Genomic DNA, 21294 nt, shown 5'->3' with positions numbered 1-21294 from the left:
ATACTTCTCGCCATGGATGTGTTCGAGGCGATCGCTGAGCCGAGCCGACGGGAAGTTCTGGACCTCCTCGCCGAGCGGGATCGACCGGCCGGTGAGCTGGTCGCGCACCTCGACCGGCTGACCCAGCCGGCGGTGTCGCGGCATCTGCGGATCCTGCGCGAGGTCGGCCTGGTCGAGGTTCGGCCGGACGGCCAGCGGCGGATCTACGCCCTGCGCGCGGACCGGTTGCTCGAGATCGAGACCTGGATCAGCCGGTACCGCAAGTACTGGCCGCGGCACCTCGACGCCCTCGAGCAGCACCTCGACCAGAAGGAGTCCACCGAATGAGCCTGACCGACCGCTACGGCGACCTGACCATCGACGGCGACCGCGCCACCATGACGTTCCGGCGCCACCTCCCCCATCCGATCGAGGTCGTGTGGGCGGCGCTCACCGACCCGCTCGAACGGACGGCGTGGTTCGGCGAGACCGTCATCGACGGCCGGACCGGCGGCAGCATCGAGATGATGCCCGACGAGCCACCGGCCGCACCTGACGCCAAGCGACTGACCGGCCGGATCCTGGTCTGGGACCCGCCGTACGTCCTCGAGCACGAGTGGCGCCAGCGGATCGTCGAGGACAGCGTCGTTCGCTACGAACTCACCCCCGACGGCGAGGGCACGCTGCTCACCTTCACCCATACCGGCCTGTCCGTCACCAACGCCCGCGGCTTCATCCCCGGCACCCACGCCTTCTTCGACCGCCTCGACGCCCACCTCGCCGGCATCGACCTCCCCAACTGGTCCGACCGGTACGCCGAGGTCGCGCCGTCGTACCCGGCGTGGAACTGACTGCTGCAGCACGTAGTTATCCACATACTCAAAGTCACCGGGTTCTCCATCGGCTAATCACGGCACTCTCTTTGTCAGGAGAGAGGGGAACGGATGGCTGAGCTGGACTGCGACCCGGCGGATGTGACTGCGCTGGTGGCGTATCTGCGCGACATCGGGCGGCACGAACTACTGACTCTGGAGGAGGTGAGCGAGCACTCGTACTGGATCGAGGCGGGATTGCTGGCGGCCGAGCGGCTGAGTGACGAGCCGGGGCGTCACGATCCGGCCGACCTGCGGCAAGTGATCGCGCTCGGGAAGCAGTCGTGGCGACGGATGATCGAGGGCAACCTGCGACTGGTCGTATCGCTGGCCCGGCGATACACCGGCAAGGGCATCTCGCTCCTGGATCTGATCCAGGAGGGCAACATCGGCCTGATGCGGGCGGTCGAGCGCTTCGACCACCGCCTCGGTCACCGGTTCTCGACGTACGCGATCTGGTGGATCCGGCAATCGATCGGCCGCGCCATCTCGGACCGCTCCCGGCTCGTCCGGATGCCCGCCCAGGCGTACGCCGACGCCTGCCGGATCGCGTCCCTCCGCCACGACCTGACCCAGTCGCTGGGCCGCGAACCAACTACCGCAGACCTAGCCACCGCGAGCGCCCTCACCGTGGCCCGCGTCGAACGCGCCCAAGCCTGGCGAATCCACCCTGAGACCCTGGACCTGGACGACTCCGAGCCAGTCATCGACGACGACGCGATAGTCCTCCGCGCCGCCCTCCGCCGCGACATCGCCCACCACCTCCAATTCCTGGATGACCTCCACCAGTCCGTCCTCCACCACCGCTACGGCCTCCAGGGCCACACCCCGAGCACCCCCGAAGAAACCGCCACCGCCCTAAACCTCCACCCCGACCAAGTCCGAACCCTGGAAAAAGAAGCCCTCCGCCTCCTACGCCGCCGCCCCCACCACCACCTCCGCGACTACGCCGCCTAACCGATTCGGACCTCTCATGCCCCACCCACACTCACGTACCTCCCCGCCCGGCACCCGCTCGCACCCGGCCAACCTCGCGCGCCCGACGACAGCCCGCCCCGGCCCGACCCCGCCCCGGCGACACCGAGCCTCGGGCAGCACCTCGCCCGGCACCCCCAACCCCACAACTGCCTCAGCCTCCAACTGCTCCCGTTCGGTGCTTTGCCTAGCCACCAACGCCCACCCGACCACCAACCTGCAAAGCACCGAACGGGAGCTACCCGCACCAACCCACCCCGCCCGCGGCAGCAAGCCCCCACCCCATACAGATTTGCACCAACTGGAATGATGAAGACGTGAAACTCCGGCGTACTTCCTGGCCTCGCGAGCTGACCGAGGCAGTGAACGCAGCCTCCAGACACACCACCCACGGCAACGAACACATCCTCGCCGCCGTGGAACTAACCGACGCCCACTGGGTAGCAGGCACCCGCTCAGCCGTCTACCTCCCCACCGACTCCCCCAACACCGTCCGCCGAGTTGGCTGGGAGAAGATCGAACGCGCCAGCTGGGACTCGGAAGCCTCCGTCCTCACCGTCTTCGAGACCACCGACTTCGGCACCCCGCTCCGCGCGACAGAACTCAAAGTCGATGACCCCGGCCGCTTCGGCCAGCTCCTCCGCGAGCGCGTCGACGCAAGCATCGTCGTCCAGCGCCACGTCCCCCTCGCCGGCAAGCGCGGCGTCCGGATCGTCGGCCGCCGCAACCCCGCCACCACCGACGCCGCGGTCACCTGGAACTTCGTTCTGGACAAGGGATTGGAGCCCGACCAGCCCGGCGTACTCGATGCCGCCGAAGCAGCCCTCAAACAGGTCCGCGACGAGTTCGGAATCTGACCCGGAAGCCAGCATCCAGGCACTCGAATCCCGTTTTTGTAGTTCGCCCCTGGCCTGCTAACCTACTCAGGTCCTCGGGGTTTGGAGGGCAGGAAACACCACCGATCCCGCGTAGCTCAATTGGCAGAGCAGCCGGCTGTTAACCGGCAGGTTACTGGTTCGAGTCCAGTCGCGGGAGCAGCAGACACAAGCACCAACTCAGAGGCCGGCTCCACTGGAGCCGGCCTTTCTCGTGTCCCCCGCATCCGGCGACGCACCGCTTCAGCAATTTGGCCTAGACCACGTAATCCCGTACCGTCACCCCAGAATCCCGAGGGACTCTTCACGTCACATCCAGTCGGCGACCGGGAAAGGGGTCAGGGAGTGAAGAGACGGGGCTGGGCGGGACTGACCGCCGTACTGCTCGTCCTGAGTGGATGCGGCACCGAGACCGCGGCCGGCGGAATCCCCAAGCGCACACCGACCCAGCACGCAACACCCACACCTCGGCCAACACCCACCCCGCCGCCACCCACCTGCCCCGCCTCCGGAGTGTCGATCTCAGTCGGCGACTTCGACGCGTCGGTGGGCCACCGGGCCGTCATCGCCAGGCTCACCAACTGCCGCCCTGAGCCGATCACCGTCACCGGCTACCCCGACGTGACCGTCCTAGACAGCAAACGCACGACGATGAAGGTGACCGTCACCCACGGCACGTCGTACATGGCCATCGACCCCGGTCCCACCAAGCTCCGCCTACGGAAAGGCGAGTCCGCCCAGGCGGCCATCGCCTGGTCCAGCACCGTAGAAATCGGCGGCGACAACCAAAACGGCGCCTACCTCTCCGTTGCGCGCGCCAAGCATGAGAAGCCCACAGTCTGGCCAGTAGTCACCGACATCGGCACCACCGGCAAAATCGCCCTCACCGCCTGGAGCCTGAAGCGTCCCTGACGCCCCGCACCGCACGCGGACAAGCCGTCGTACTGGATGAACCAGCAGCACGACGGCGACCCCATCTCAAGGCCGAGCGCCTACTTACCCTTCTTCCGATCGATGGCACGCTGAATACGCTGCTGCGGCTGCCCAGTCAGCTTCGCGATCAACGGCACCCGATACTTGTACGCCGCGATCGCACCCACCACGAGCACGAGGAAAATGAACCAGCCCATCGATCTTCCCTTCGTCCGGACCTACGTCCATCATGCCCGCTCCGCCCCACCCACCCCTCAGTCAAACCCCTGACCCGCCCCTGGTTTCCCCCACCCACCAGATACGATCACCCGACACGGGGCGGTAGCTCAGCTGGTTAGAGCAGGGGACTCATAATCCCTGGGTCGCGGGTTCGAGTCCCGCCCGCCCTACTCACAACCGGCCTTCATGCCATGGTTCGTGCCATGAAGGCCGTGCTGCCGGCCGCGCATGTGTGTTGCTTCGGTTGTTCGGGTGGATCGTCTGCGATCTGACCCGGTGGGGTGGTGGTCGACGTATCTGAAGCTTGCGGCCCCGGCTGGGCTCGCCGACCAGCTGGGGCTACCCGACGCTCCTGCAGCGGGTGCAGAGAAACGATCGTTTTCGGCCCCAGGGACATCGCGAACGCCCGCGGACAGAGATTCGTTCAGCGCTTCACTCGGCCGCGAAGGGCCAGCAGGGCCAAGCCGAGCAGCACGAGGCCCCGTGAGGCGCAGCAAGCCCTGCAGCAACTTGCCCCACGCAGTCAGTGTGACCTCGTTGTCGGTAAGGGAGAGGGTGGCGCGGAACGTGTACAGCAGGCTGGTCCAGTACGAGACTGGCTGTGGCGGCTTCGCGAAGCCGGCCAGGTGAAACGCGATCGCGAGGACTGCGATCACGACGGCTAGGCAGGCAACGGCCCGCCATGTGCGCAGGCCGTAGCCGGAGACCAGCCAGTAGGCGGTCAGCACCCCGCGTTCAAAGCGCCCCCGAGAGGTCCCGGTGGACCGGCCATCGCTGCCGCCCTCCGTGGGCCGGGCGCACCGTCGCATCTCCATCTTGCCGTAGTAGAAGTCGGCGGCGCCAGGCTCATCTTTGGTGTCCTCACGGCCCTTGCGCAGCGCGCGGTACAGCCCGGCGATGCTCCCCGCTTGCAGCTCGTCGGGCTGTTGCTCGTCCAGCCACGGAGGCCACGGAGGAGCTGTCCAACGGCGAGACCGAGCGGCCCTCCAGGCGCGTTCTTCGGCAATTACCTGCCGCGAACCCCAACTCGGCGGCACCAGACGAGTTGGGGCTATGCCGAAGGCCACGCCGGCTTCCAAGCGCAACTTGTCGAGGTTGTGTGCACCGGCGAACCGGCAGTCCGCCACACTGACGTTGATCAGCCCGAGGCCGGCCACATTGGCCCGCTGCAACGACAGCAGTTGCGGCTGCCCGGCGATTCCCCCGGTCAACTCCTGCTGCCATCCCTTGGCCATCTCCGCCTCCTCAGCAGCCAGCCACTCGATGGCCAGGCGGGGGACGCCCGCAAGGAGTGATGGTGCAGGGAAGTCGGCGTCGTCCAACGTCACCTGTGCCCAGCGCAACCGGAACTGGACGCCGGCAGGGAACCGAACTCGTCGGCAGAGCAGCCGTGCCGAGCTGGCTTCGATCTGAACCGGCTACTTGAACTGCACGTCGTCCAACACCAACCCGGTGTAAGCCAGCAACGGGCCCAGTTCGCGTGCTTGCTCGAAGGTGGCGCCGCTGAAGTAGGCTCCGCCGAACTTTGCGCGAAAGACAGCGTTGCCGGTGAAGATCGCCTCGCGGAAATAGGCGTCGCCGGTGAAGGTCGCCTCGACAAAGTGGGCGTAGCCGGTGAAGGTCACCCCGCCGAAGTCGGCGTCGCCGGTACTGGTCACTCCGCTGAAGGAGGCGTTGCCGGTGAAGGTCGCCCCGCCGAAGCGGCCGTCGCCGGCGAAGGTCGCGTTGCCGAAGCGGGCGTCGCCCGTGAAGGTCGCGTGGCCGAAGTCGGCGTCGCCCGTGAAGGTCGCCTCGATGAAGTTGGCGTCGCCGGTGAAGGTCGCGTTGGTGAAGTCGATGACATAGCTAGCTGCTGCCGGTCCCCTCGCCGAAGTCGGGGACGTAGTCGGTGCTGGTCGCCTCGAAGATCGCCTCGCCGAAGGAGGCGTCGCCGGTGAAGGTCGCGTAGCCGAAGCGGGCGTGGACTACCGCTTGCCCATCCGAGCCGCGCGGGCAAGCGTCTAGGACCTGCTTGAGGAGTTCTCTCGTGATGGGTACTCCGCGGACGTCGATCGTGCCCGTCTCCCTCACGAGAAGGAGCGCCTCGGCCTGCATCTCAGGATTGGCGTGGGCGAGGCACATCCGTCCTTCAGCAAGCCGGATGCCGATGCAGCCGGCTTCCTCGCACGTCGTCCAGGAAACGTCGGTCGGCTGAGCCACTCGCCATCCTCCCGGGCACGTACTCGGTGGGATCGTCGGGTCTATCTTGTACCTGCTCGGCCGTTCCGGAAACGACCACAACCGAACACGTCACGAGGCCGCACGGAACGGGCCGCAGGCAACGAAATGGGTGCGATGCCTCCCTGCTGATCCGATCCGCCCTCCAGCCGAGGCCTCAACGCTTCCGGTAGGTGGCGGTGTACGTCGTGTTCGCCGACGGTGCCGTGATCGTGTGGCTCTGCGGTCCGCCGTCGGACCAGGAGACGAAGTTGTACGTCGACTTGTTGAAGACCTGTGGTGACGGAGCGCTGACCGAGTTCGCCGAACCCACCACGACCGTGACGGAGAACGGGGTCGCGCGAGGCGCCTCGTTGACGACCATGTTCGTCAGGTTCAGGCCACCGGGGTTGGTCCTGAAGGTGAGTACGACGGTCCTCGGGTCCAACCGCACGCTGGTCGTCGAGGCCAGGCCACCGGAGTCGGTCGCGGTCAGGACCAACTCGAGCCAGCACGGGTAGGCGTGGTCAGGAGTGGTGAACGAGCCGCTCGAGACACTGTTGAAGGTCTGCAGCATGTGCGTGTGGCAGTCGGTCGGCGTGAAGCAATGGTGCATGATCAGCGACCAGTTCAGCGCGGACGACGGCAAGGTCCCGTCCTGTGCGTCGGTCGCGTGGCCTGAGAATGGGATGGTGTCCCCGACCTTCCACACGAGCGACGACGCGGGCGTGTCGATGATCGCGGTCGGCGCGGTGTTGCCAGCCGTGATGGTCGCGGAGGTGGTGTCGCTCGCGCCCTGGTCGTCAGCCACGCGCAGGCTCGGGTGGTAAGTCCCCGCTGTGGTGTAGGTGTACGACGTGGTCGCGCCGGTCGCATCGCCGTACGTACCGTCGCCGTTGAGGTCCCACGAGTAGGTGAGTGGCCTACCCTCGGGGTCGGACGAGGTGGTTCCGTTGAAGCTGACCGTCAGCGGGACCGGCCCGCTCGACGGATTCGCTGTGAACGCCGCGGTGGGCGGCTGGTTGGCAGCCGTGTAGGTGATGCGGTGGATCGAGCCGCCCTCCATGTCGACGTAGAACAGGTCCCCGCCGGGTCCGATCTTCAGATCGACGGGATGCCCCGCCGCCCCTCCGGTCGAGTCGACGCCGACGAACGACTGCAGCCGCGCGGGATCCGGTAGCCCGTTCGTCCCCGGCAGCATCGCCCAGATCTCGTCACGGGTGTGGTCGGCGAAGAACAGCGCGCCGTTGTACTGCGACGGGTACGAACCGCTCTGGTAGAAAGCGATCCCGGTGATCGACGAGCCGCCAGTACGGCAGCCGCTGTAGCTCACCACGCAGGCGTTGTGGTTGTAGGCGTAGTACGGCGAAACCACCGAGCCAGGGGTCGAGTACAGCGACGAGCACTGGCTGAGGCCGGCGCCCTGGTATCCACCCTGGAGCGACGATCCTTCGTAGCACGGCCAGCCGAGGTTCGTCGCCGTCGTCGGTGAAACCACCCGGTTGATCTCTTCCCAGGTGTTCCACCCGACGTCGCCGACCCAGAGTTCGTCGGTGCCCGGCCGTTGGGTGATCCGGAACGGGTTGCGCAATCCGTACGCCACGATCCGCCGCGCGTTCGGGTCGGGCGAGGAGAAGAACGGGTTGCCGGCCACACCGGCGCCGGTGATGGGGTCGATGCGCAGGACCGCACCGTCGAGGGTCGCCGGTCCGTCGGTACGGCGTACGCTCTGGCTGCGCAGCGCGCCACCCTCCGCGCCAGGCGGGGCGAGGGCGGTGCCGGCCGCGCCTGGCGGATCGCCACACGGGTTGGCCTTGTCGCCGGCGTACGTCGAGCCGTACTGGCCGTAGTCGACGTTGTTGAAGCTCGCGCCGTCACCGCCGCTGACGTAGAGGTACCCGTCACGGCCGAACAGCAGCGTACCGACCGAGTGGCTGGGGTACTGCTGGCACCAGTCGTTGATCAGCACTTGCTCGCTGCCGGTCATGACGTTGCCGCTGATCTGCAGCCGGGAGAGGCGAGCCGACACGAGGCAGCCGTCGGTGGTCGGGCCGGGCGGTGTCGGGCAGGCGTCGCTCCAGGTCGGTGCGGTGCCGCCGATCGGCGCGTCGTACGCGTAGAGCACGTAAAGGTACGGATTGGTGGGGAAGTTGGGCGGGACAGCGAGGCCGAGCAAACCGCGGTCCCAATAGTCGTCGACCTGCGTCGACAGGTTGGCGACGGTGATCGGACTCGTGTCCGTGAGGCTCTGGAAGACCTTGATCACGCCGTTCTTCTGGCCGACGAAGATCCGCCCGTCCGGCGCGAACTGCAGCACCGTCGGGTTGGTCAACCCGCTCAGTACGACGGTGTCGCGAAATCCGGTGGGCAACGTCGCCGCCCCGGCGGGCCCTGGTCCGACCTGTGATAGCACTGCGGCGATCAGCAGCATCGCCGCGGCCAAGCTGATCCGGCCGCGTCCGCGCGCGGCGTTGCTGAGACGGAACATGTCGTCCCCCACTTCCCCGGGCGCCCAGACCCCTCCGCGCGCCTGCTCCCTCCACAATGCGCCGAATCCGCGCACGCGTCGAGAGGTTGCTCTGAGCATCCAACCGGTCGCTATCGGACGACGGCTAACGCCGCTCGCAGGCACAACAGCAACGGCGGACCGAGGACCCGGCAGAGCTTGATCATGTCCGCCATCGTCACCCGCCGGCGCCCGTTCTCCAGGTCGCCCACCACAGCTTCAACTGCCGCCCCAGCTTCGTGAACGCTGCGGCGTTGGGGGGGCCGGGGGCGGTCGAGGAGGGAGGTCTGCAGCAGGGCCCTTTCCCTTGACCTCGATGGTGCCGCGTGGACGTAGGGCGAACTCCGGGCCGATCACGCCGGCCACCACCGGTCGAACGCGGAGAACACCTGGTCCAGCAGCTTCACGATGTCGGCGAAGGGCACGCTCACCGCGTCGTAGTGTTCCGCGATCACCCCTTGCTCTGTCTTGAGGCGCTCGGCGATCGGCTCCGGCAGGGCCAGGACGGCCAGCCCGAGGACCGGTCCGCACCATCCGGTCCTCCGCAAGTGCCTCGCCAGACGCCCCGGACCACAGACGAGAGCGCAGGGTGCAGGGCGCGCGGACGAACAATCGGCCTCCGCACGGCGCGGAAACCTACGAGTACGAACGAATGTCTCCCGGGGGCACCAGAGTCCGGGCTGATCTGATTGTTGCCGGCGGCAAGATGCTGGACCGGGGGTGCGAGCCGGCCGATAGCACCAGGCGCACCGGCTGGTCGAGTCTGGTTGTCGGCCTGTGTGCCTGCCCGGCGAGCGAGCTCGGCTTCCTAAGGGCAGGATCGCGTGATCGCCTGGGCGGTATCGCGGTCGGCCGCGGTGATTGGCAGCGTGTATTTGCGGGCGACCTGGAGGTACCGCAGGACATACGTGCACCGATAGCCGCGGTTGATCGGCAGCCACTCGCCAGGCCCGGCATCGTTCTTCGAGGCGTTCGCTGGTCCGTCGACGGCCAGCAGGTTCGCTGCCTCGTCGTTGGCGAACTCGACGCGTCGCTGCAGGGGCCGATGGGCCGCGCCCATGTCCGACGCCCGGGCCAGCGGGTACAGGTGGTCGATCTGCACCTTGGCCGCTGCAGCCTTGCGGAACTCTATCCGGCGACCGGTGTAGGGGTCGGCGAGAAGGGTGCCGGCGATGACGACGCATCTGGAGCGACCGCGGTACAGCACCGCGGTCAACTGGGCCGCGAGTACGTCGTTGCGCGTGTCGCAGCCGTTGTGGCCACCACGGCCTGCCTGATCGTCGGTCCAGGTCTGCCCGAACTGGCCTCGCTTGTAGCCCGGCACGTCGGGCCGGGCAACAGTCTGGGGCCGCACCCTGAAGGCGCGCCCGCTAACGGATAAGCCAGCGGCCCGGCTCATCCTGAGCACGGACGAGGTCGCCGGGCAGTTGACGGTCTGGGTCTCGGGCGAGGCGGAGATGGAGTGGGGCACCCCCAAACATGGGGATGCTCGTCCCTACGACCTCGACACCCTCGAAGACCTGCGTGTATCCGACCTCGAGGACGCTCTCGGGCTGACGTAAAGGCATCCGCTCATCGGCTGCTCCGCGCTGCGCTCTACACACGTAGAGCCCAGGCTTCCAGCCTGTCGCACATCAGTTGGCGGACACGCGTCGCGGATCTCATGGCGGATCACAGGCGATGCAAGCCCGTTCGAGCAACACCGCTCGTCGAGGTGAACGAGCTCCCCTGCCTGCACCCGCCGCGCGTGACATGAAATTGCGTCGAACAGAGTGGATTGAGGCAAGTAGAGGTGCCGCCACTCGAACTCCGGGCGTCTGAAGTTGACCGGTGTGGCAAAGTGGCGTGGCTCTCATAATCCCTCGGCTGTGGAGTCGAGTCCCGGCACGCACTCATCTGACACCGACCCGTTCGATGACCCAGACTCCAGGTCGGTGACCAGTAAGGACCATCCCACAGGAACAATCGGTCCTCATGACCCAGCGGACGTCGTTGGACACATAGCGTGATGAGGCGCGTTACATCCCATCTCAAATCCGATTGTCAGAACCCCGCGCGCAATGCAACGCGCCAGCTGGATCAGTGACCTTGATCACATCCTCGCCCCCTACAGGGGACGTCCTCGTTCGCGAACTTTAAGTGGCTTCCGAGGCTCAAATCGGCTCCTGTCGAGGGCGTCCGGCGGCTTTCTAATCCGTTGGTCGCAGGTTCGCGTCCTGCCGGGGGCGCCATGTGATGTCTCAAGACATAGGCAACACCCGAACCTACGATTCGTGGGTTCGGGTGTTGGTCGTTTGGGGTGTTTGCGGCTGGTCCTGGGGGTCGGCCGGTGGGTTGGTAGTCCTTGGTGGGGTCGAGGACGAGTTCGCGCTGGAGTTCTCCGGTGGCGGCGTCGACGACTCTGATGTCGAGGTCGTGGATGAGGAGGAGGACGTGGGTTCGGGCGTGGGTTCGGCCGATGCCGATGTGGTGGAGCCGGCCGTTGACGCGCAGGGTGACAACGCCGGTGTCGTCGACGCGGTCGGTGCGGACGCGATGGTGGACCTCGCCGGTCCGGTCGGTGTTGGGGTGGGCGTGATAGGCGGTGGCGGGGGTGGCTCGGTGCGGCAGGGAGCGATCTGGGCGGCGTCTTGGTTGCCGATGTTGCGGCCTGCTCAATCCGCTCCCGCGGAGGTCCTTGGTGGGTCAACGGCTCGGTGAGCGGGGACAGTTAGCTGCCCTGTACCGGAGCTTCAGTCCCACGTCACACTGGAAGGATGGACGGGCAGGGGGTCCGGTGGCGGATCGGGATCCTCGGCCCTGTCGAGTTGGCGGGTGATGGGCCGGTTCAGCTCGGCGGGGCGATGGAGCGGTGCCTGCTGGCGGTCCTGGCGGTGCATTCTGGGGAGGCGGTCAGCACTGCGGCCCTGGTGGATGCGCTGTGGGGCGATGATCCGCCTCGGACTGCGGGGAAGACGCTGCAGAACTATGTGCTCCACCTTCGCCATGCGACGGCTGGGGTGGCAGGCTTGAGCGTCGTCACTCAGCCGGCTGGGTATTGCTTGCGGACTTCGCCTGCGATGGTCGATGCGAAGCTTGCGGAGAGCCTGATCGGTGAGGGCCGTGGGGAGCTGGCCGGCGGCGATCCGGCTACGGCTGCGCGGCTGTTGAGGCGGGCGGTGGGCCTGTGGCGGGGTCCGGCGTTGCAAGAATTCGCTGACCGTTCGTTCGCGGCGGCGGAAGCGTCGCGGCTGGAGGAGTTGCACGAGGCGGCGCTTGAGGATCTGTTCGATGCAGAGCTTGCGCTAGGCCGCCACCATGAGGCCGTTGCTGGGCTTGAGGCCCTGGTGGCCCAGGGCCCGCTGCGCGAGCGGCGGTCGGGCCAGCTGATGGTCGCGCTCTACCGTGACGGACGGCAGGCCGAGGCCCTGGACGCGTTCCGCCGGCTGCGGCGGGTCCTTGATGAGGACCTGGGGGTTGTTCCGGGTCCTGAATTGCACCGACTGCATCAGGCGATCCTGCGGCATTCCTCCGAGCTTGCCTGGCACCCTCAGCAGCGCGATGGGCCCGGCCCAGCAGGGTACTTCGGCCGCGCGCACGAAATGTCTCGTCTGCTGGCCTGCCTGGATAAGGCGGCCGCGGGGCAGGGCGGTGTGGCCCTGTTGGCGGGCGAGCCAGGGATCGGCAAGTCCCACGCGCTGCGGCAGCTCGCCGAGCAGGCCAGGGCTAGCTCAGCCATTGTTCTTATCGGTCGCTGTGTCGAGGGCGCGTGGGTTCCACCCTTCCATCCGTTCGCCGAGGCTATTGCGGGGTACGGCAACACGACTGGCCCTGAGCGGCTGCGGGCTGACCTCGGCATGGCAGGTGGCGCGCTGGTCCGCATCGCGCCGCAGCTGGCTCAACTGCTGCCAGATATCGGTCCGCCCACTGCGCTGCAGCCGGATGAGGAACGATTCCGGCTCTTGGACGCGGCGGCGCAGTTCTTGACGGCTTTGTCCGGGCGGGCGACGGTGCTGCTCGTCTTGGATGACCTGCACTGGGCCGATGCGGGTACTGCGATGATGCTGCGTCATGTAGCTCGAAGCTGCGGACAGCACCGGCTCTTGATCGCCGGTGCGTACCGCACCACCGAGACGGTCGGCGAGGGGCCGCTTGGCGACATGCTGGGCGCGATGCAGGCCGAGACCGAATGCACCACTATCCGGCTCGAGGCACTGGACGCCGAGGCAGTCGGGCGCCTGCTGGCCGCTGAGGCAGGGGCTCCGGTATCGCCGTCACTGATCACCGCCATCGGAGCGCACACCGCAGGCAACCCGTTCTTCGCCAAGCAGGTGATCCGCCATCTCGCCGAGGAGCGGGCACTGCGTGAGGACAGCTTCGGTGAGCTAGAGACCAGCCTGCCGCTGACCGCCGTTCCGGAAGGGGCACGGCAGGTCCTGGCCCGCCGTCGCGCGCGTGTTTCGGCGGCGGCGAACAAGCTGCTGGACTGCGCATCGGCATTTGCCGGACCGTTCCTTTTCCCGGTGGCCGCGGCGGCCGCAGACCTCGATGACGCCGCCGCGATGCCGGCTCTGGATGAGCTGCTCTCCGCGGGAATGGTCCGGCCCGCCGCCGCCCCGGAGCGCTACGAGTTCGGGCACGCGCTCGTCCGCCACGCGGTCTATGAGAGCCTCAACCCTTCCCGGCAGGCGCGGCTCCACCAGCGTCTCGCGCACGGTCTGGAGGCGGCCCGAGCCCGGGTTCCTGGGTGTACCGAACCGGCCGAGATTGTCGCCCAGTACGCGCGCAGCACGGCATTGCCGGGCGCTGAGGCCGGAGTTGCGGCGGCGATCGAGGCGGCTGACCTGGCGCAATCCGCAGGCGCGCACGAGGCGGCGGTCGCCTTCCTCACCACGGCCGCCGATCTGGCCGGACCCGACGACGCGCGGCTCACCACGGCCCGCAGCCGGCTCGGGCTGGCGCTCGCGTGGGCGCTGCACTTCGACGAGGCAATAAAGGTCGCCCGCGACGCAGCGCAGCGGATTGCGCAAGGCGAAGGCGCTCACGCTGCTGCGAGCTATCTGGCGCAGGTCACCACGGCACTGGGTGCGGCAGGCAGCAGCGCCCACGCCTGGCAACTGGCGCCGGCCGGCTTGGCCTACGCCGGCGCCTCGCGAGACGAGGCGTGGGCAGCGCTCACCCTGCTAGCCCTGGACCGCAAGGAGGCGGCCGACCCCGATCATCTCGGCCTCCCCTTGGACGAGTCCCGGCGGCGGCAGGCGCTGGCTGTCTTGTACCGGTCGGCCCAACCGGTCACGTCCAGCGTCGATCTTGCCCGGTACGCGGTCGCGGCCATCTACCAACGGCGCGACAGCGTGCCCGCGGCGGCGGCTCAGGATCCGACGGTCCTTCTCTACCTGCTCGGCGCGCTGCGGCCCGCGCTCCCGGTGTTCGAGGAAGCGGCGGCGCAGGCCCGGGCGCACGGAGAACTGGCCCGGGAAGTCCACTGTCGGGCGAGCATCGCCCGCGCGCTCGCGGCCCTGGGCGACCTCAGCGCCGCCCGGGCAGCCCTGGCCGAGGCACGCGCGCTGGCCGACCGCATCCCCGGCCGGGGATGGAGCTGGGAACGGATCCATGTCGAAGGCAGCCGCGACGCGTTAGCCCTAGCCGCGTACGAAGACTGGGAGGGGATGCAGACGGTCTTCGACGAGCTCGCCGACGCGGACGATCCGGTGCTGCGGTGGGCCCGGGCCCCGATGCACGCCGGCTGCGCCAGGACCGCTGCCCATCGCGGCCAGGCCGAACGGGCCATGGCGATGCTGGCGCTGCCCGTCCGGGCGCTGAGCCGGGCGCCTGCCTGGGCGCTGAACTACACCCGGACGGCATCGGACACCGCCGAGACTCTGTGGGTACTCGGCCGCCGTGATCACCTACAGCCGGTCGAGACTGCCCTGCGACTCATGCGCTCCCCGCCGACTTCCGATTCCCCATGATGGATCTGCGGCTGTCGCTTGCCCGCCTGTGCGCCCTGGACGACCGCCTAGACGAAGCAGGCCACTGGTTCGCACAGGCGCGCCTGGTCCTGGAGGAGCAGGAGGCACGGCCGCTTCGGGCGATCGCCGACTTCGACCAGGCGCTGATGCTCACCCGCGCGGAACGTCACCGACAGGCGCGTCCATACCTGAACGCGGCCATCGGCCAGTTCCAGCGGATCGGCATGACCGGATGGCTGCGCCGAGCCGAACAACTCGCCACGCTCCTGCCCTGACACTCGCAAGGGGCGCGACCGGGACGCGACCGTGACGCGACCACCTGGGCGCATGCTCGGTCCCAGGCGAAGGGAGAGACCCATGAAGGCGATCAGAGTCCACGCATACGGGCAGTCACCGCTAGTAGACGACATACCGGAGCCCGAAGCATCGGGGCCGGACGACGTCGTCGTCAGGATCGGCGGCGCCGGGCTGTGCCGCACCGACCTGCACATCATCGACGGCTGGTTCGCCGACGCCATCCCAGCCGACTTGCCCCTCGTCCTCGGCCACGAGAACGCCGGCTGGGTCCACGCAGTCGGGCCGGCCGTCGAGGACCTGGCCGTCGGCGACCCCGTGATCTGCCACCCGAACCTCACCTGCGGCGTATGCGGCCCCTGCCGGTCCGGCGACGACATGCGATGCGCGCGGGGACCCAACATACCGGGCCTGATGTGCGCCGGCGGAATGGCCGAACTGTTCAAGACTCGCAGGCGAGCCATCGTCAAGCTCGTCACCACCACCGAGCCCGCGGAAGTTGCCGCGCTGGCCGACGCCGGCCTGACCGCCTACCACGCGGTCAAGAAGGCCATCCCTGATCTAGCAGCAGGATCATTCGCTGCCGCCGTAGGCATCGGTGGTCTGGGCCACATCGGCATCCAGTGCCTCAAGGCCATGACCGCGGCCTCGGTCATCGCCGTGGACACCAGTGAGGAAGCGCTGAAACTTGCCTTGGACTGCGGAGCAGACCACCTGGTCCACGCGGACGGGCAGCAGGCGGCGCAAGTCCGTGACCTCACCGGAGCAGGCGCCGACGCGGTCTTCGACTTCGTCGGAGACGACGACACGATCAGCGACGCCGTCGCGATGCTGCGCCCCGGCGGCACGTACTACCTGGTGGGCTACGGCGGCACCGTGACCCTCCCGACCATCCAGCTCGTACCCGGCGAAATCACCCTCGCCGCCAACCTCATCGGCACCTACACCGACCTGGCCGGCCTGGTCGCCCTCGCCAGTCAAGGTCAAGTCACACTCCACACCAGCCACTACCCGCTCGAAGCCGCCAATGACGCCATCGATGACCTCCGCCACGGCCGGATCCATGGCCGGGCCATCCTCAACCCCAACTGAGAGACCCTGTCAGACGGCGCAGGACGACGACACGTGCCCGGGGTTCGCTCACCGATCCGCGTTTCTCCCGCATACCGTCGCCAGCGGCGACACTGCGGCCGAGCCCCGGGAAGACGAATAGGAGGTGTCCTCGATGGGACCCTTCCGCGATTACCGGCGAGTCATCCAGACCGCCCCACGATGCTGCGACACCGAGTCACGCGCTGCCACGCGCAACCAACCCGAGCTGCTACGCCAAGTGTTCACAAGTCTCGTTGAGCGATCCTGGGATCCGGACGAGAGACGCGTGCTCCGGAGGGCGGCCAGCGCCGCGTTACTGTAAGCACCGCGACCACATCGCCACCGCGCCCCTGGGTGCTGATGCTGCCATGCCAAGACATCGGCGAGCGGGACCGCCACTAGCACTCGTCGGCCGGCCGAGGGGATCGCGCTGTGCGGCGTTTCGGCGGGTGCAGAGCTCGCGCTCGCCATGGGACGGGACCTCGCGCGTCGGCATTTTCATCCGTGGCGAGTGGTGTGCCCGGGTGACCTGTTAGCAAACCCGTTGGTGCGGATCGCCGCAGAATCGGGCGCTCCGAAGCTCGGCGGTTCAGCGCTCGCTACCATTCGAGCGGGCGGCCGCGTCCGCGGCAGCCAGCATGTCGGTGAACGTCCCCGTCAGCATCTTGTCAATCAGTGGGCCAACGAATCGGCCGAGTGGGCCACCCCTAGGTACATAGCGGTAGTCGAACGTGGCCAGCGTCCCGTCAGCATCGGGCTCGAGCGTGAGGGTGGACTCGGCGTGCTTGAACGGCACCGACGTGATCGGCAGATTCTGTGTGTCGATCCTGCGACCCTCTTCCCAGATGGTCACGGTTTCATCCATGCTGCCGATCGGCTTCAGTTCAACGCGCCGGCGAGCGCCCACACCGCTGGTCTGCCCACCGATGGCTTTCGTTGCCCGGAGCCCACTCCAATGACTGGCGAGATTCGGGAAGTCGGCGAACAGAGCCCACACAGAGTCGGTGGACGCCGCCATGCGACGCTGCACCCTGATGTGACGTTCAGGCATGAGGACCACTCCACATGTCCAACTGGGCTCTCGGCCAGGTCCGTGTCCGCATCATCGACCCCGCGGATCCAGCCGCGCAATCCCCGCCTCGCGGCGAGCGAAATACCAGTGGACGTACCAAAGCGCCGCCGACAATCGCGCGCCCCGTCACGAGCAAGCTGCAGCGGTGGCCGAACTGCTGCTGGGAGTCGTCCCCCCAGACTGAAGGTGGGTCGACCGGCCCAACGGGACGGCACCAGCGGACCCGATGGGATCGTCATGGCTGCAGTTCAGCGTGGGAACACCGTGAGGACGAACAGGTGGCGAATCAACTCAACTGCAGTCGAAACCGCCCGAACTGGTGATAGCTCCTTACGCCGGAAGGGGTGCATTCGACGGGACGCGTCCGGTTTCCTAAACCGAGCATCAAACGCCTGATGTGCGTGCTCATGGCCTGGGCCCGCGATCCGCAGGATTTCAGAGTTGCTGGTCGCGTGTAGATCGGCGTTCACCGAGCCACCCGGCTGTACGGCTCGGGCGTACGCGCCGGGTGGGATGCTCCCTACCCTCGCCCCCCTTGACTGGTTTCCACGCGCCGCCTCGCCGGGTAAGGCAGGAGGGTGCCATGCCCGGCCAGGGCGGTCGACGCCGCTCGCCGCTATCCCCCGACAAGACCCGTCATCGATGGATCTGGCCAGCATCGCGGAGCGGTGAGGGATGGTCGCGGTTGCCGAGTAGTAGTGAGGCCGCAACCTCGGACAGTTTGATGTTTTGGTCTTGGGAGTAGCGCCGCAGAATGGCGAACGCCCGGTCGGCATCGATACCGAAACGCTCCATCAGCAGCCCCTGCGCTGTGCCGACCAAGCTCTGAGACTCCATGGCCTGACGAAGTCTCGACTCCTCACGTCGGGGCCGCGATCGCAACCGACGCATTCCGGGCGACCGTGACCGCCATCTGCTGCTCTCCGGTACCGAACCAACCAGGCTCGGGCGAGTAGAGCACCAACGCCCTCAACCCGGCACTCCGCGCGGACAACTCCACGCCGAGCATGCTCCGCAGACCCAGAGCAGCGACCTTCTGACCCCGCTGCGGCCACCGAACGTCCGCGGCGGTATCAACGACACAGACGACGGCGTCGACACCAGCCGGCAGCCACCGCGGGCCCTCGCCGTACTCGCCCTGCAGCCGATCGGCCTCCGCGACGACCGGATCAGATGCCGCCGCCAGGGCACCGTCGATTCTGGCCGCGGTCAGTCCAGCGAACCCACAAGGGACCACACAGATCGCCATATCCAGTACGCCGGCCTCGACGGCGGCAAGGTCAGCGGCGCAGTCAACTCCAGAACGAGTTGGCCAGGGCCAGCGAGTCCCTGTCATGCCCCCGGCCACACTCGCGCCGCCAAGCGCTCTGATGGGCTGCCGCCCGTGCCGCGACGCCACGATAAGAAGACGCGACGATAAGAAGAAGTCACAAGACCCAGCCCCCAAACCCACGTCACCATGTGCGGAGGCCTGACCAGCCCAGACCGGAACCATACGATGCAGGTGACATCAAGGGGCGGCGAGGCGTCGCTGGCCTAGATCGTTGGGTCCGGTCTGCGTCAGCCGCTACCGTGCGGCCAGCGTCGGATTGAGCCGTACGAGCTGAGCGGAGGTTGTCTCGTCGAGTTCGGCGACGGCTTCCCGTGACCTTACGAAGTCCGAGAACGATCGGTAGCCGAGCGCCCTCTCGCTGAAGGACGGGTCCATGCGCTTCATCTGACTCTTCACCGCGGAGCTGTGCAGCCAGTCCGCGTCGTCTTTCTCTTGTCCCAGGCGCAGCGCCCGTTCGAGGAGGCTCGTCGCCAGCTGCTGGGGATCTTCGGAGTCGGGATCGGGCTCGTTGGGCACCGCGGCGCCCGGGCGCGTGGTACGTCGCGAGCCGGAGTGGGAGGAGGTCCCGTCGGTTTCGACCTTGGGGGTTGCCGGTCGTTCGGTCGCCGACTGCGAGGTGTCGATGGGTGCGACACCGGGCAACGCGTCGTACGTCACGAGCTCGTCGCAGGCTGCGGCGAGCGATCTGCTGGTCGATCCGGCCACCCCCACGCCCACGACGTAACGGCCAAGGCGTCGACAGCGTTGGGCCAACGCGATGTAGTCGGAGTCTCCGGCCACGATCACCACATGGGTCAGGTCCGGGAGGCGGAACATGTCTTCTACCGCGTCTACGGCCAGTCTGATGTCGGCACCGTTCTTGGCGTAGGCCGCGGCGGGAAACAGTTGCACCAGGTCCACCGCGCGACTGACCAGTTGCCCGCGGTACTCGGCGTTGACCGGGTCTGACCAGTCCGCGTAGGCGCGCGTGAGGACCAGCGTGCCGAACGACGAGGCGAAGTCGATGACTGCGCCGATGTCGACCGTCGCGCGCCTGAGCTTGTCTGCGATGTCGGACTCGGCCGACATCTCCGCCCGGTCGAACCCCCGCACCTTGTCACGCTGGAACTGGCTACGACCATGCACCTGGTCGTAGCGCGAGATCACAATATTGTCGAAGTCGATGTAAACGGCCACGCGGGTCACGCCAGGTTCGGCCATGATTCCCTCTCTCGATGGGATGTGCTCCCCACGCCATTCTGCCCAAGAACGCGGACAAGCCTCCATCCCACCGACCCACCGCTCGCCTCCAGGACCGAGCCGAGGTCTACGCCGGCAGGGATCCGGTCGACCGCTGCCTTGTGTTCTGTCGGGGGCAATCACGCCAGTACCGACCACGGCGCCGGAACAAGGCGCACCGGTGGCGTCGTTCTGTGGCTAGCGTTCTGCTTCATCATCGCCTAGCGTCAATTCTCCAGGGCCTGCCGGATAGCTTCAGAGCTTGGACCGCAAACGTCGCCGGGCGCGCAGTCACTGCTGGGGAGAAGTGCCATCACGGTTACGGATTGGCGAGGAGCTTCGAGAAGAATCTGAGCGACCCAGCGTCCGTCCTGGTCTGGTTCGATGGGCTCGGAGACGAACCATTGAGTAGTAGCTCCGGACATTCGGAGTATCGCGATGGCGAACAAATAGCCGTCCGCTCGGGTGGGTTTGTACGTCCCGCGCACATCTATCTGCCAGGCTGCGCCATATCGGGAGAACGAGACCGTGTCCACAGTAATCCAGTGTCTGCTCGGTTGGGATGCGCCGTCCGCTGTCGTAGCAGCTAAGCCGATGACAGCAACTGCGATAGTCGCGCATGAGCCGATGAGGGCGACCAGAATCGTCTGCCAGCGCTCAAGGCGCCCGCCGGCACGCGTGATGCGGCGGCGATTCCCAGCCAGCCTTACCGGATGGCGAATCTGCGCATCGTTCGTCATCGCCTGGCCCCCAATTGACTATGTGGCGATGTATCCCTTCTGATGCTAGGGAGCCCTCCCGCCCACCGCATGAGTCAGATCGAAGAACTTCCTGAGGATTCCTGACAGGTCGTCACATCGCCTACGCAAGGTTGCGCGGGCCGGTACCAAGTCAGACGCCGACCTCTGCCTGTGGCCGGCCATCTTCAGCTAGTTGGCAGCGTGGAAGGCGTCCCGTATGTGAGCTGGGACTCGTCCGCGGTCATTGACCTCGTACCCGTTCGCGCGAGCCCATTCCTTGACGGTGCGAGCGTCCGCACCAACTGCGGTTCGAGTGACCCGCCTGCCGCGCCTGTTCTTAACCGCCCTGCCAGCCTCGACATAGGGACGAAGTGCCGCGCGCAAGGCGGCCGCGTGCCTGGTACGGAGGTCGATCTCGTACGACGTGCCGTCGAGCGCGAAGGGCACGGTCTCACCTTTGCCGGTAGGGATCTCGCTGCCGTCGAGGTCATCCGTCAGCAGGATCTCGACTCGTTGGACCATGGCTCGCCTCCTAGCGGCAGATGCAGGTACGAATAGCATCGCTCACTACGCCCCACGGATGCGGCCCACCCGCCGGGAACGGGCGGCCCGATGGCCTCTGACGTTGGCCGCACGCGGATGACTGGAGATTCGCGATCGGCACTCCAACCGGCCGGCGCAGCTGACAACCCGCCGGAGAAACGCGGCTGTCTACCGAGACGGCCGACCTAGCGGCCTGGAACTGGAGCTGGATGCGACGTCGCCGCCGACACGCTCCCCGAGCTTTGATCGCCTTGGTCGGCGGTAGGTTCACCGTCGACACCCGCCCTCGAACAAGCCATGGCTGACGCCGGCGATGTCGTGACACGGTTCATGACGCAACTGCAGTCGGCTACAGGAGGTCGCAGACCTCCAAACGGACCATTGGCGACACCAGCGACGCCTAGCCCCGGCGTTGCAGTAGCGAAGTGACGAGGTGCGTCGACACGGGGCGTAGATGCAGCGAAGTGCCTTGCCTGCCTGAGATTCTGGACTTGCT

22 protein-coding genes, 2 tRNA genes and 1 pseudogene are annotated in these 21294 nt (G+C 67.3%); 12 read left to right on the top strand and 13 right to left on the bottom strand.

All coding sequences use genetic code 11. The annotated features are described in order from the left end of the window. Window positions 1-12: 12 nt before the first annotated feature. The 6 genes from AB0E63_RS43190 (at window position 13) to AB0E63_RS43165 (ending at window position 3613) form a co-directional block, all read left to right on the top strand. On the top strand, window positions 13-327 hold the full coding sequence (locus tag AB0E63_RS43190) for a metalloregulator ArsR/SmtB family transcription factor (RefSeq protein ID WP_360379727.1): 315 nt from the start codon (window positions 13-15) through the stop codon (window positions 325-327). Then, window positions 324-830, top strand: coding sequence for an SRPBCC family protein (locus tag AB0E63_RS43185; protein ID WP_360379724.1), 507 nt, complete (start codon window positions 324-326; stop codon window positions 828-830). Before AB0E63_RS43190 ends, AB0E63_RS43185 begins: the two co-directional genes overlap by 4 nt. A 93-nt stretch (window positions 831-923) precedes the next feature. Further along, window positions 924-1808 carry a sigma-70 family RNA polymerase sigma factor gene (locus tag AB0E63_RS43180; protein ID WP_360379721.1) on the top strand — a complete coding sequence of 295 codons (885 nt, stop codon included), beginning with the start codon at window positions 924-926 and terminating at the stop codon, window positions 1806-1808. 335 nt (window positions 1809-2143) lie between these two features. Next, entirely contained in the window at window positions 2144-2683 is a 540-nt protein-coding gene (locus AB0E63_RS43175) for a hypothetical protein (RefSeq protein ID WP_360379719.1), read from the top strand. Window positions 2684-2788: 105 nt separating this feature from the next. After that, window positions 2789-2861, top strand: a tRNA-Asn gene (locus AB0E63_RS43170). A gap of 185 nt (window positions 2862-3046) precedes the next feature. Next, complete coding sequence (locus AB0E63_RS43165; protein WP_360379716.1) at window positions 3047-3613, top strand: DUF4232 domain-containing protein; 567 nt, start codon at window positions 3047-3049, stop codon at window positions 3611-3613. 80 nt (window positions 3614-3693) lie between these two features. Here the strand turns inward: AB0E63_RS43165 and AB0E63_RS43160 are convergent, their stop codons facing one another. Further along, window positions 3694-3831, bottom strand: coding sequence for a hypothetical protein (locus AB0E63_RS43160; RefSeq protein ID WP_360379713.1), 138 nt, complete (start codon window positions 3829-3831; stop codon window positions 3694-3696). 118 nt (window positions 3832-3949) lie between these two features. Here AB0E63_RS43160 and AB0E63_RS43155 point away from each other — a divergent pair. Continuing rightward, window positions 3950-4023: transfer RNA gene (locus AB0E63_RS43155), tRNA-Ile, on the top strand. Here AB0E63_RS43155 and AB0E63_RS43150 read toward each other — a convergent pair. From AB0E63_RS43150 to AB0E63_RS43120, 7 genes and pseudogenes are all read right to left on the bottom strand, one after another. Continuing rightward, on the bottom strand, window positions 4021-5181 hold the full coding sequence (locus tag AB0E63_RS43150) for a hypothetical protein (protein WP_360379710.1): 1161 nt from the start codon (window positions 5179-5181) through the stop codon (window positions 4021-4023). The genes AB0E63_RS43155 and AB0E63_RS43150 overlap by 3 nt on opposite strands. A 90-nt stretch (window positions 5182-5271) precedes the next feature. Then, window positions 5272-5511, bottom strand: a complete 240-nt coding sequence (locus tag AB0E63_RS43145) for a pentapeptide repeat-containing protein (RefSeq protein WP_360379708.1) — start codon at window positions 5509-5511, stop codon at window positions 5272-5274. Between the two features lie 21 nt (window positions 5512-5532). Then, window positions 5533-5649, bottom strand: a pseudogene (locus AB0E63_RS43140) (pentapeptide repeat-containing protein); the annotation flags it as partial. Window positions 5650-5698: 49 nt separating this feature from the next. Beyond that, on the bottom strand, window positions 5699-6052 hold the full coding sequence (locus AB0E63_RS43135; RefSeq protein ID WP_360379705.1) for a hypothetical protein: 354 nt from the start codon (window positions 6050-6052) through the stop codon (window positions 5699-5701). Window positions 6053-6227: 175 nt separating this feature from the next. Next, entirely contained in the window at window positions 6228-8537 is a 2310-nt protein-coding gene (locus tag AB0E63_RS43130) for a PQQ-dependent sugar dehydrogenase (RefSeq protein ID WP_360379702.1), read from the bottom strand. Between the two features lie 371 nt (window positions 8538-8908). Then, window positions 8909-9103 (bottom strand): hypothetical protein, encoded by a 195-nt coding sequence (locus AB0E63_RS43125; protein ID WP_360379699.1) that lies wholly within the window; start codon window positions 9101-9103, stop codon window positions 8909-8911. A 260-nt stretch (window positions 9104-9363) separates the two neighbouring features. Beyond that, window positions 9364-9909 carry an HNH endonuclease family protein gene (locus tag AB0E63_RS43120; protein ID WP_360379697.1) on the bottom strand — a complete coding sequence of 182 codons (546 nt, stop codon included), beginning with the start codon at window positions 9907-9909 and terminating at the stop codon, window positions 9364-9366. 73 nt (window positions 9910-9982) lie between these two features. On the opposite strand from AB0E63_RS43120, the gene AB0E63_RS43115 reads away from it, so the two are divergent. The 5 genes from AB0E63_RS43115 to AB0E63_RS43095 all read left to right on the top strand — a co-directional run bounded on the left by AB0E63_RS43115 (window position 9983) and on the right by AB0E63_RS43095 (window position 15892). Further along, on the top strand, window positions 9983-10117 hold the full coding sequence (locus AB0E63_RS43115) for a hypothetical protein (protein ID WP_360379695.1): 135 nt from the start codon (window positions 9983-9985) through the stop codon (window positions 10115-10117). A 721-nt stretch (window positions 10118-10838) separates the two neighbouring features. Further along, entirely contained in the window at window positions 10839-11255 is a 417-nt protein-coding gene (locus tag AB0E63_RS43110; protein WP_360379693.1) for a hypothetical protein, read from the top strand. Window positions 11256-11311: 56 nt separating this feature from the next. Then, window positions 11312-14506: a BTAD domain-containing putative transcriptional regulator gene (locus AB0E63_RS43105; protein ID WP_360379690.1), complete on the top strand. Its 3195-nt coding sequence runs from the start codon at window positions 11312-11314 to the stop codon at window positions 14504-14506. Then, window positions 14503-14781, top strand: coding sequence for a hypothetical protein (locus tag AB0E63_RS43100; protein WP_360379688.1), 279 nt, complete (start codon window positions 14503-14505; stop codon window positions 14779-14781). The genes AB0E63_RS43105 and AB0E63_RS43100 overlap by 4 nt, the downstream gene beginning before the upstream one ends. 82 nt (window positions 14782-14863) lie before the next feature. Further along, window positions 14864-15892, top strand: coding sequence for an NAD(P)-dependent alcohol dehydrogenase (locus tag AB0E63_RS43095; RefSeq protein WP_360379686.1), 1029 nt, complete (start codon window positions 14864-14866; stop codon window positions 15890-15892). 589 nt (window positions 15893-16481) lie between these two features. Here AB0E63_RS43095 and AB0E63_RS43090 read toward each other — a convergent pair. From AB0E63_RS43090 to AB0E63_RS43070, 5 genes are all read right to left on the bottom strand, one after another. Beyond that, the gene (locus tag AB0E63_RS43090) at window positions 16482-16943 is read right to left on the bottom strand and encodes an SRPBCC family protein (RefSeq protein ID WP_360379684.1); all 462 of its coding nucleotides are present in this window, start codon (window positions 16941-16943) and stop codon (window positions 16482-16484) included. A 657-nt stretch (window positions 16944-17600) separates the two neighbouring features. Continuing rightward, on the bottom strand, window positions 17601-17855 hold the full coding sequence (locus tag AB0E63_RS43085) for an ANTAR domain-containing protein (RefSeq protein WP_360379681.1): 255 nt from the start codon (window positions 17853-17855) through the stop codon (window positions 17601-17603). Further along, entirely contained in the window at window positions 17824-18213 is a 390-nt protein-coding gene (locus AB0E63_RS43080; RefSeq protein ID WP_360379679.1) for a hypothetical protein, read from the bottom strand. The genes AB0E63_RS43085 and AB0E63_RS43080 overlap by 32 nt, the downstream gene beginning before the upstream one ends. A gap of 318 nt (window positions 18214-18531) precedes the next feature. Next, a complete protein-coding gene (locus AB0E63_RS43075; protein ID WP_360379676.1) occupies window positions 18532-19563 on the bottom strand; it encodes an NYN domain-containing protein in 1032 nt (343 codons plus the stop codon). Window positions 19564-20444: 881 nt separating this feature from the next. After that, window positions 20445-20777, bottom strand: a complete 333-nt coding sequence (locus AB0E63_RS43070) for an Lsr2 family protein (RefSeq protein ID WP_360379673.1) — start codon at window positions 20775-20777, stop codon at window positions 20445-20447. Window positions 20778-21294 lie beyond the last annotated feature (517 nt).

Source organism: Kribbella sp. NPDC026596, assembly GCF_040638415.1.
GTDB lineage: Bacteria > Actinomycetota > Actinomycetes > Propionibacteriales > Kribbellaceae > Kribbella.
The sequence above is the reverse complement of the archived record's forward strand: the minus strand, read 5'-3'. Positions and strand labels throughout refer to the sequence as shown.

Excerpts from the sequence above, each read along its gene's own strand:
- AB0E63_RS43190 (WP_360379727.1), top strand. The coding sequence starts at position 13 with ATGGATGTGTTCGAGGCGATCGCTGAGCCGAGCCGACGGGAAGTTCTG.
- AB0E63_RS43105 (WP_360379690.1), top strand. The coding sequence starts at position 11,312 with ATGGACGGGCAGGGGGTCCGGTGGCGGATCGGGATCCTCGGCCCTGTC.
- AB0E63_RS43130 (WP_360379702.1), bottom strand. The coding sequence starts at position 8,537 with ATGTTCCGTCTCAGCAACGCCGCGCGCGGACGCGGCCGGATCAGCTTG.
- AB0E63_RS43180 (WP_360379721.1), top strand. The coding sequence starts at position 924 with ATGGCTGAGCTGGACTGCGACCCGGCGGATGTGACTGCGCTGGTGGCG.
- AB0E63_RS43075 (WP_360379676.1), bottom strand. The coding sequence starts at position 19,563 with ATGGAGGCTTGTCCGCGTTCTTGGGCAGAATGGCGTGGGGAGCACATC.
- AB0E63_RS43090 (WP_360379684.1), bottom strand. The coding sequence starts at position 16,943 with ATGCCTGAACGTCACATCAGGGTGCAGCGTCGCATGGCGGCGTCCACC.
- AB0E63_RS43100 (WP_360379688.1), top strand. The coding sequence starts at position 14,503 with ATGATGGATCTGCGGCTGTCGCTTGCCCGCCTGTGCGCCCTGGACGAC.
- AB0E63_RS43080 (WP_360379679.1), bottom strand. The coding sequence starts at position 18,213 with ATGGCGATCTGTGTGGTCCCTTGTGGGTTCGCTGGACTGACCGCGGCC.
- AB0E63_RS43095 (WP_360379686.1), top strand. The coding sequence starts at position 14,864 with ATGAAGGCGATCAGAGTCCACGCATACGGGCAGTCACCGCTAGTAGAC.
- AB0E63_RS43160 (WP_360379713.1), bottom strand. The coding sequence starts at position 3,831 with ATGGGCTGGTTCATTTTCCTCGTGCTCGTGGTGGGTGCGATCGCGGCG.
- AB0E63_RS43185 (WP_360379724.1), top strand. The coding sequence starts at position 324 with ATGAGCCTGACCGACCGCTACGGCGACCTGACCATCGACGGCGACCGC.
- AB0E63_RS43070 (WP_360379673.1), bottom strand. The coding sequence starts at position 20,777 with ATGGTCCAACGAGTCGAGATCCTGCTGACGGATGACCTCGACGGCAGC.
- AB0E63_RS43085 (WP_360379681.1), bottom strand. The coding sequence starts at position 17,855 with ATGCGTCGGTTGCGATCGCGGCCCCGACGTGAGGAGTCGAGACTTCGT.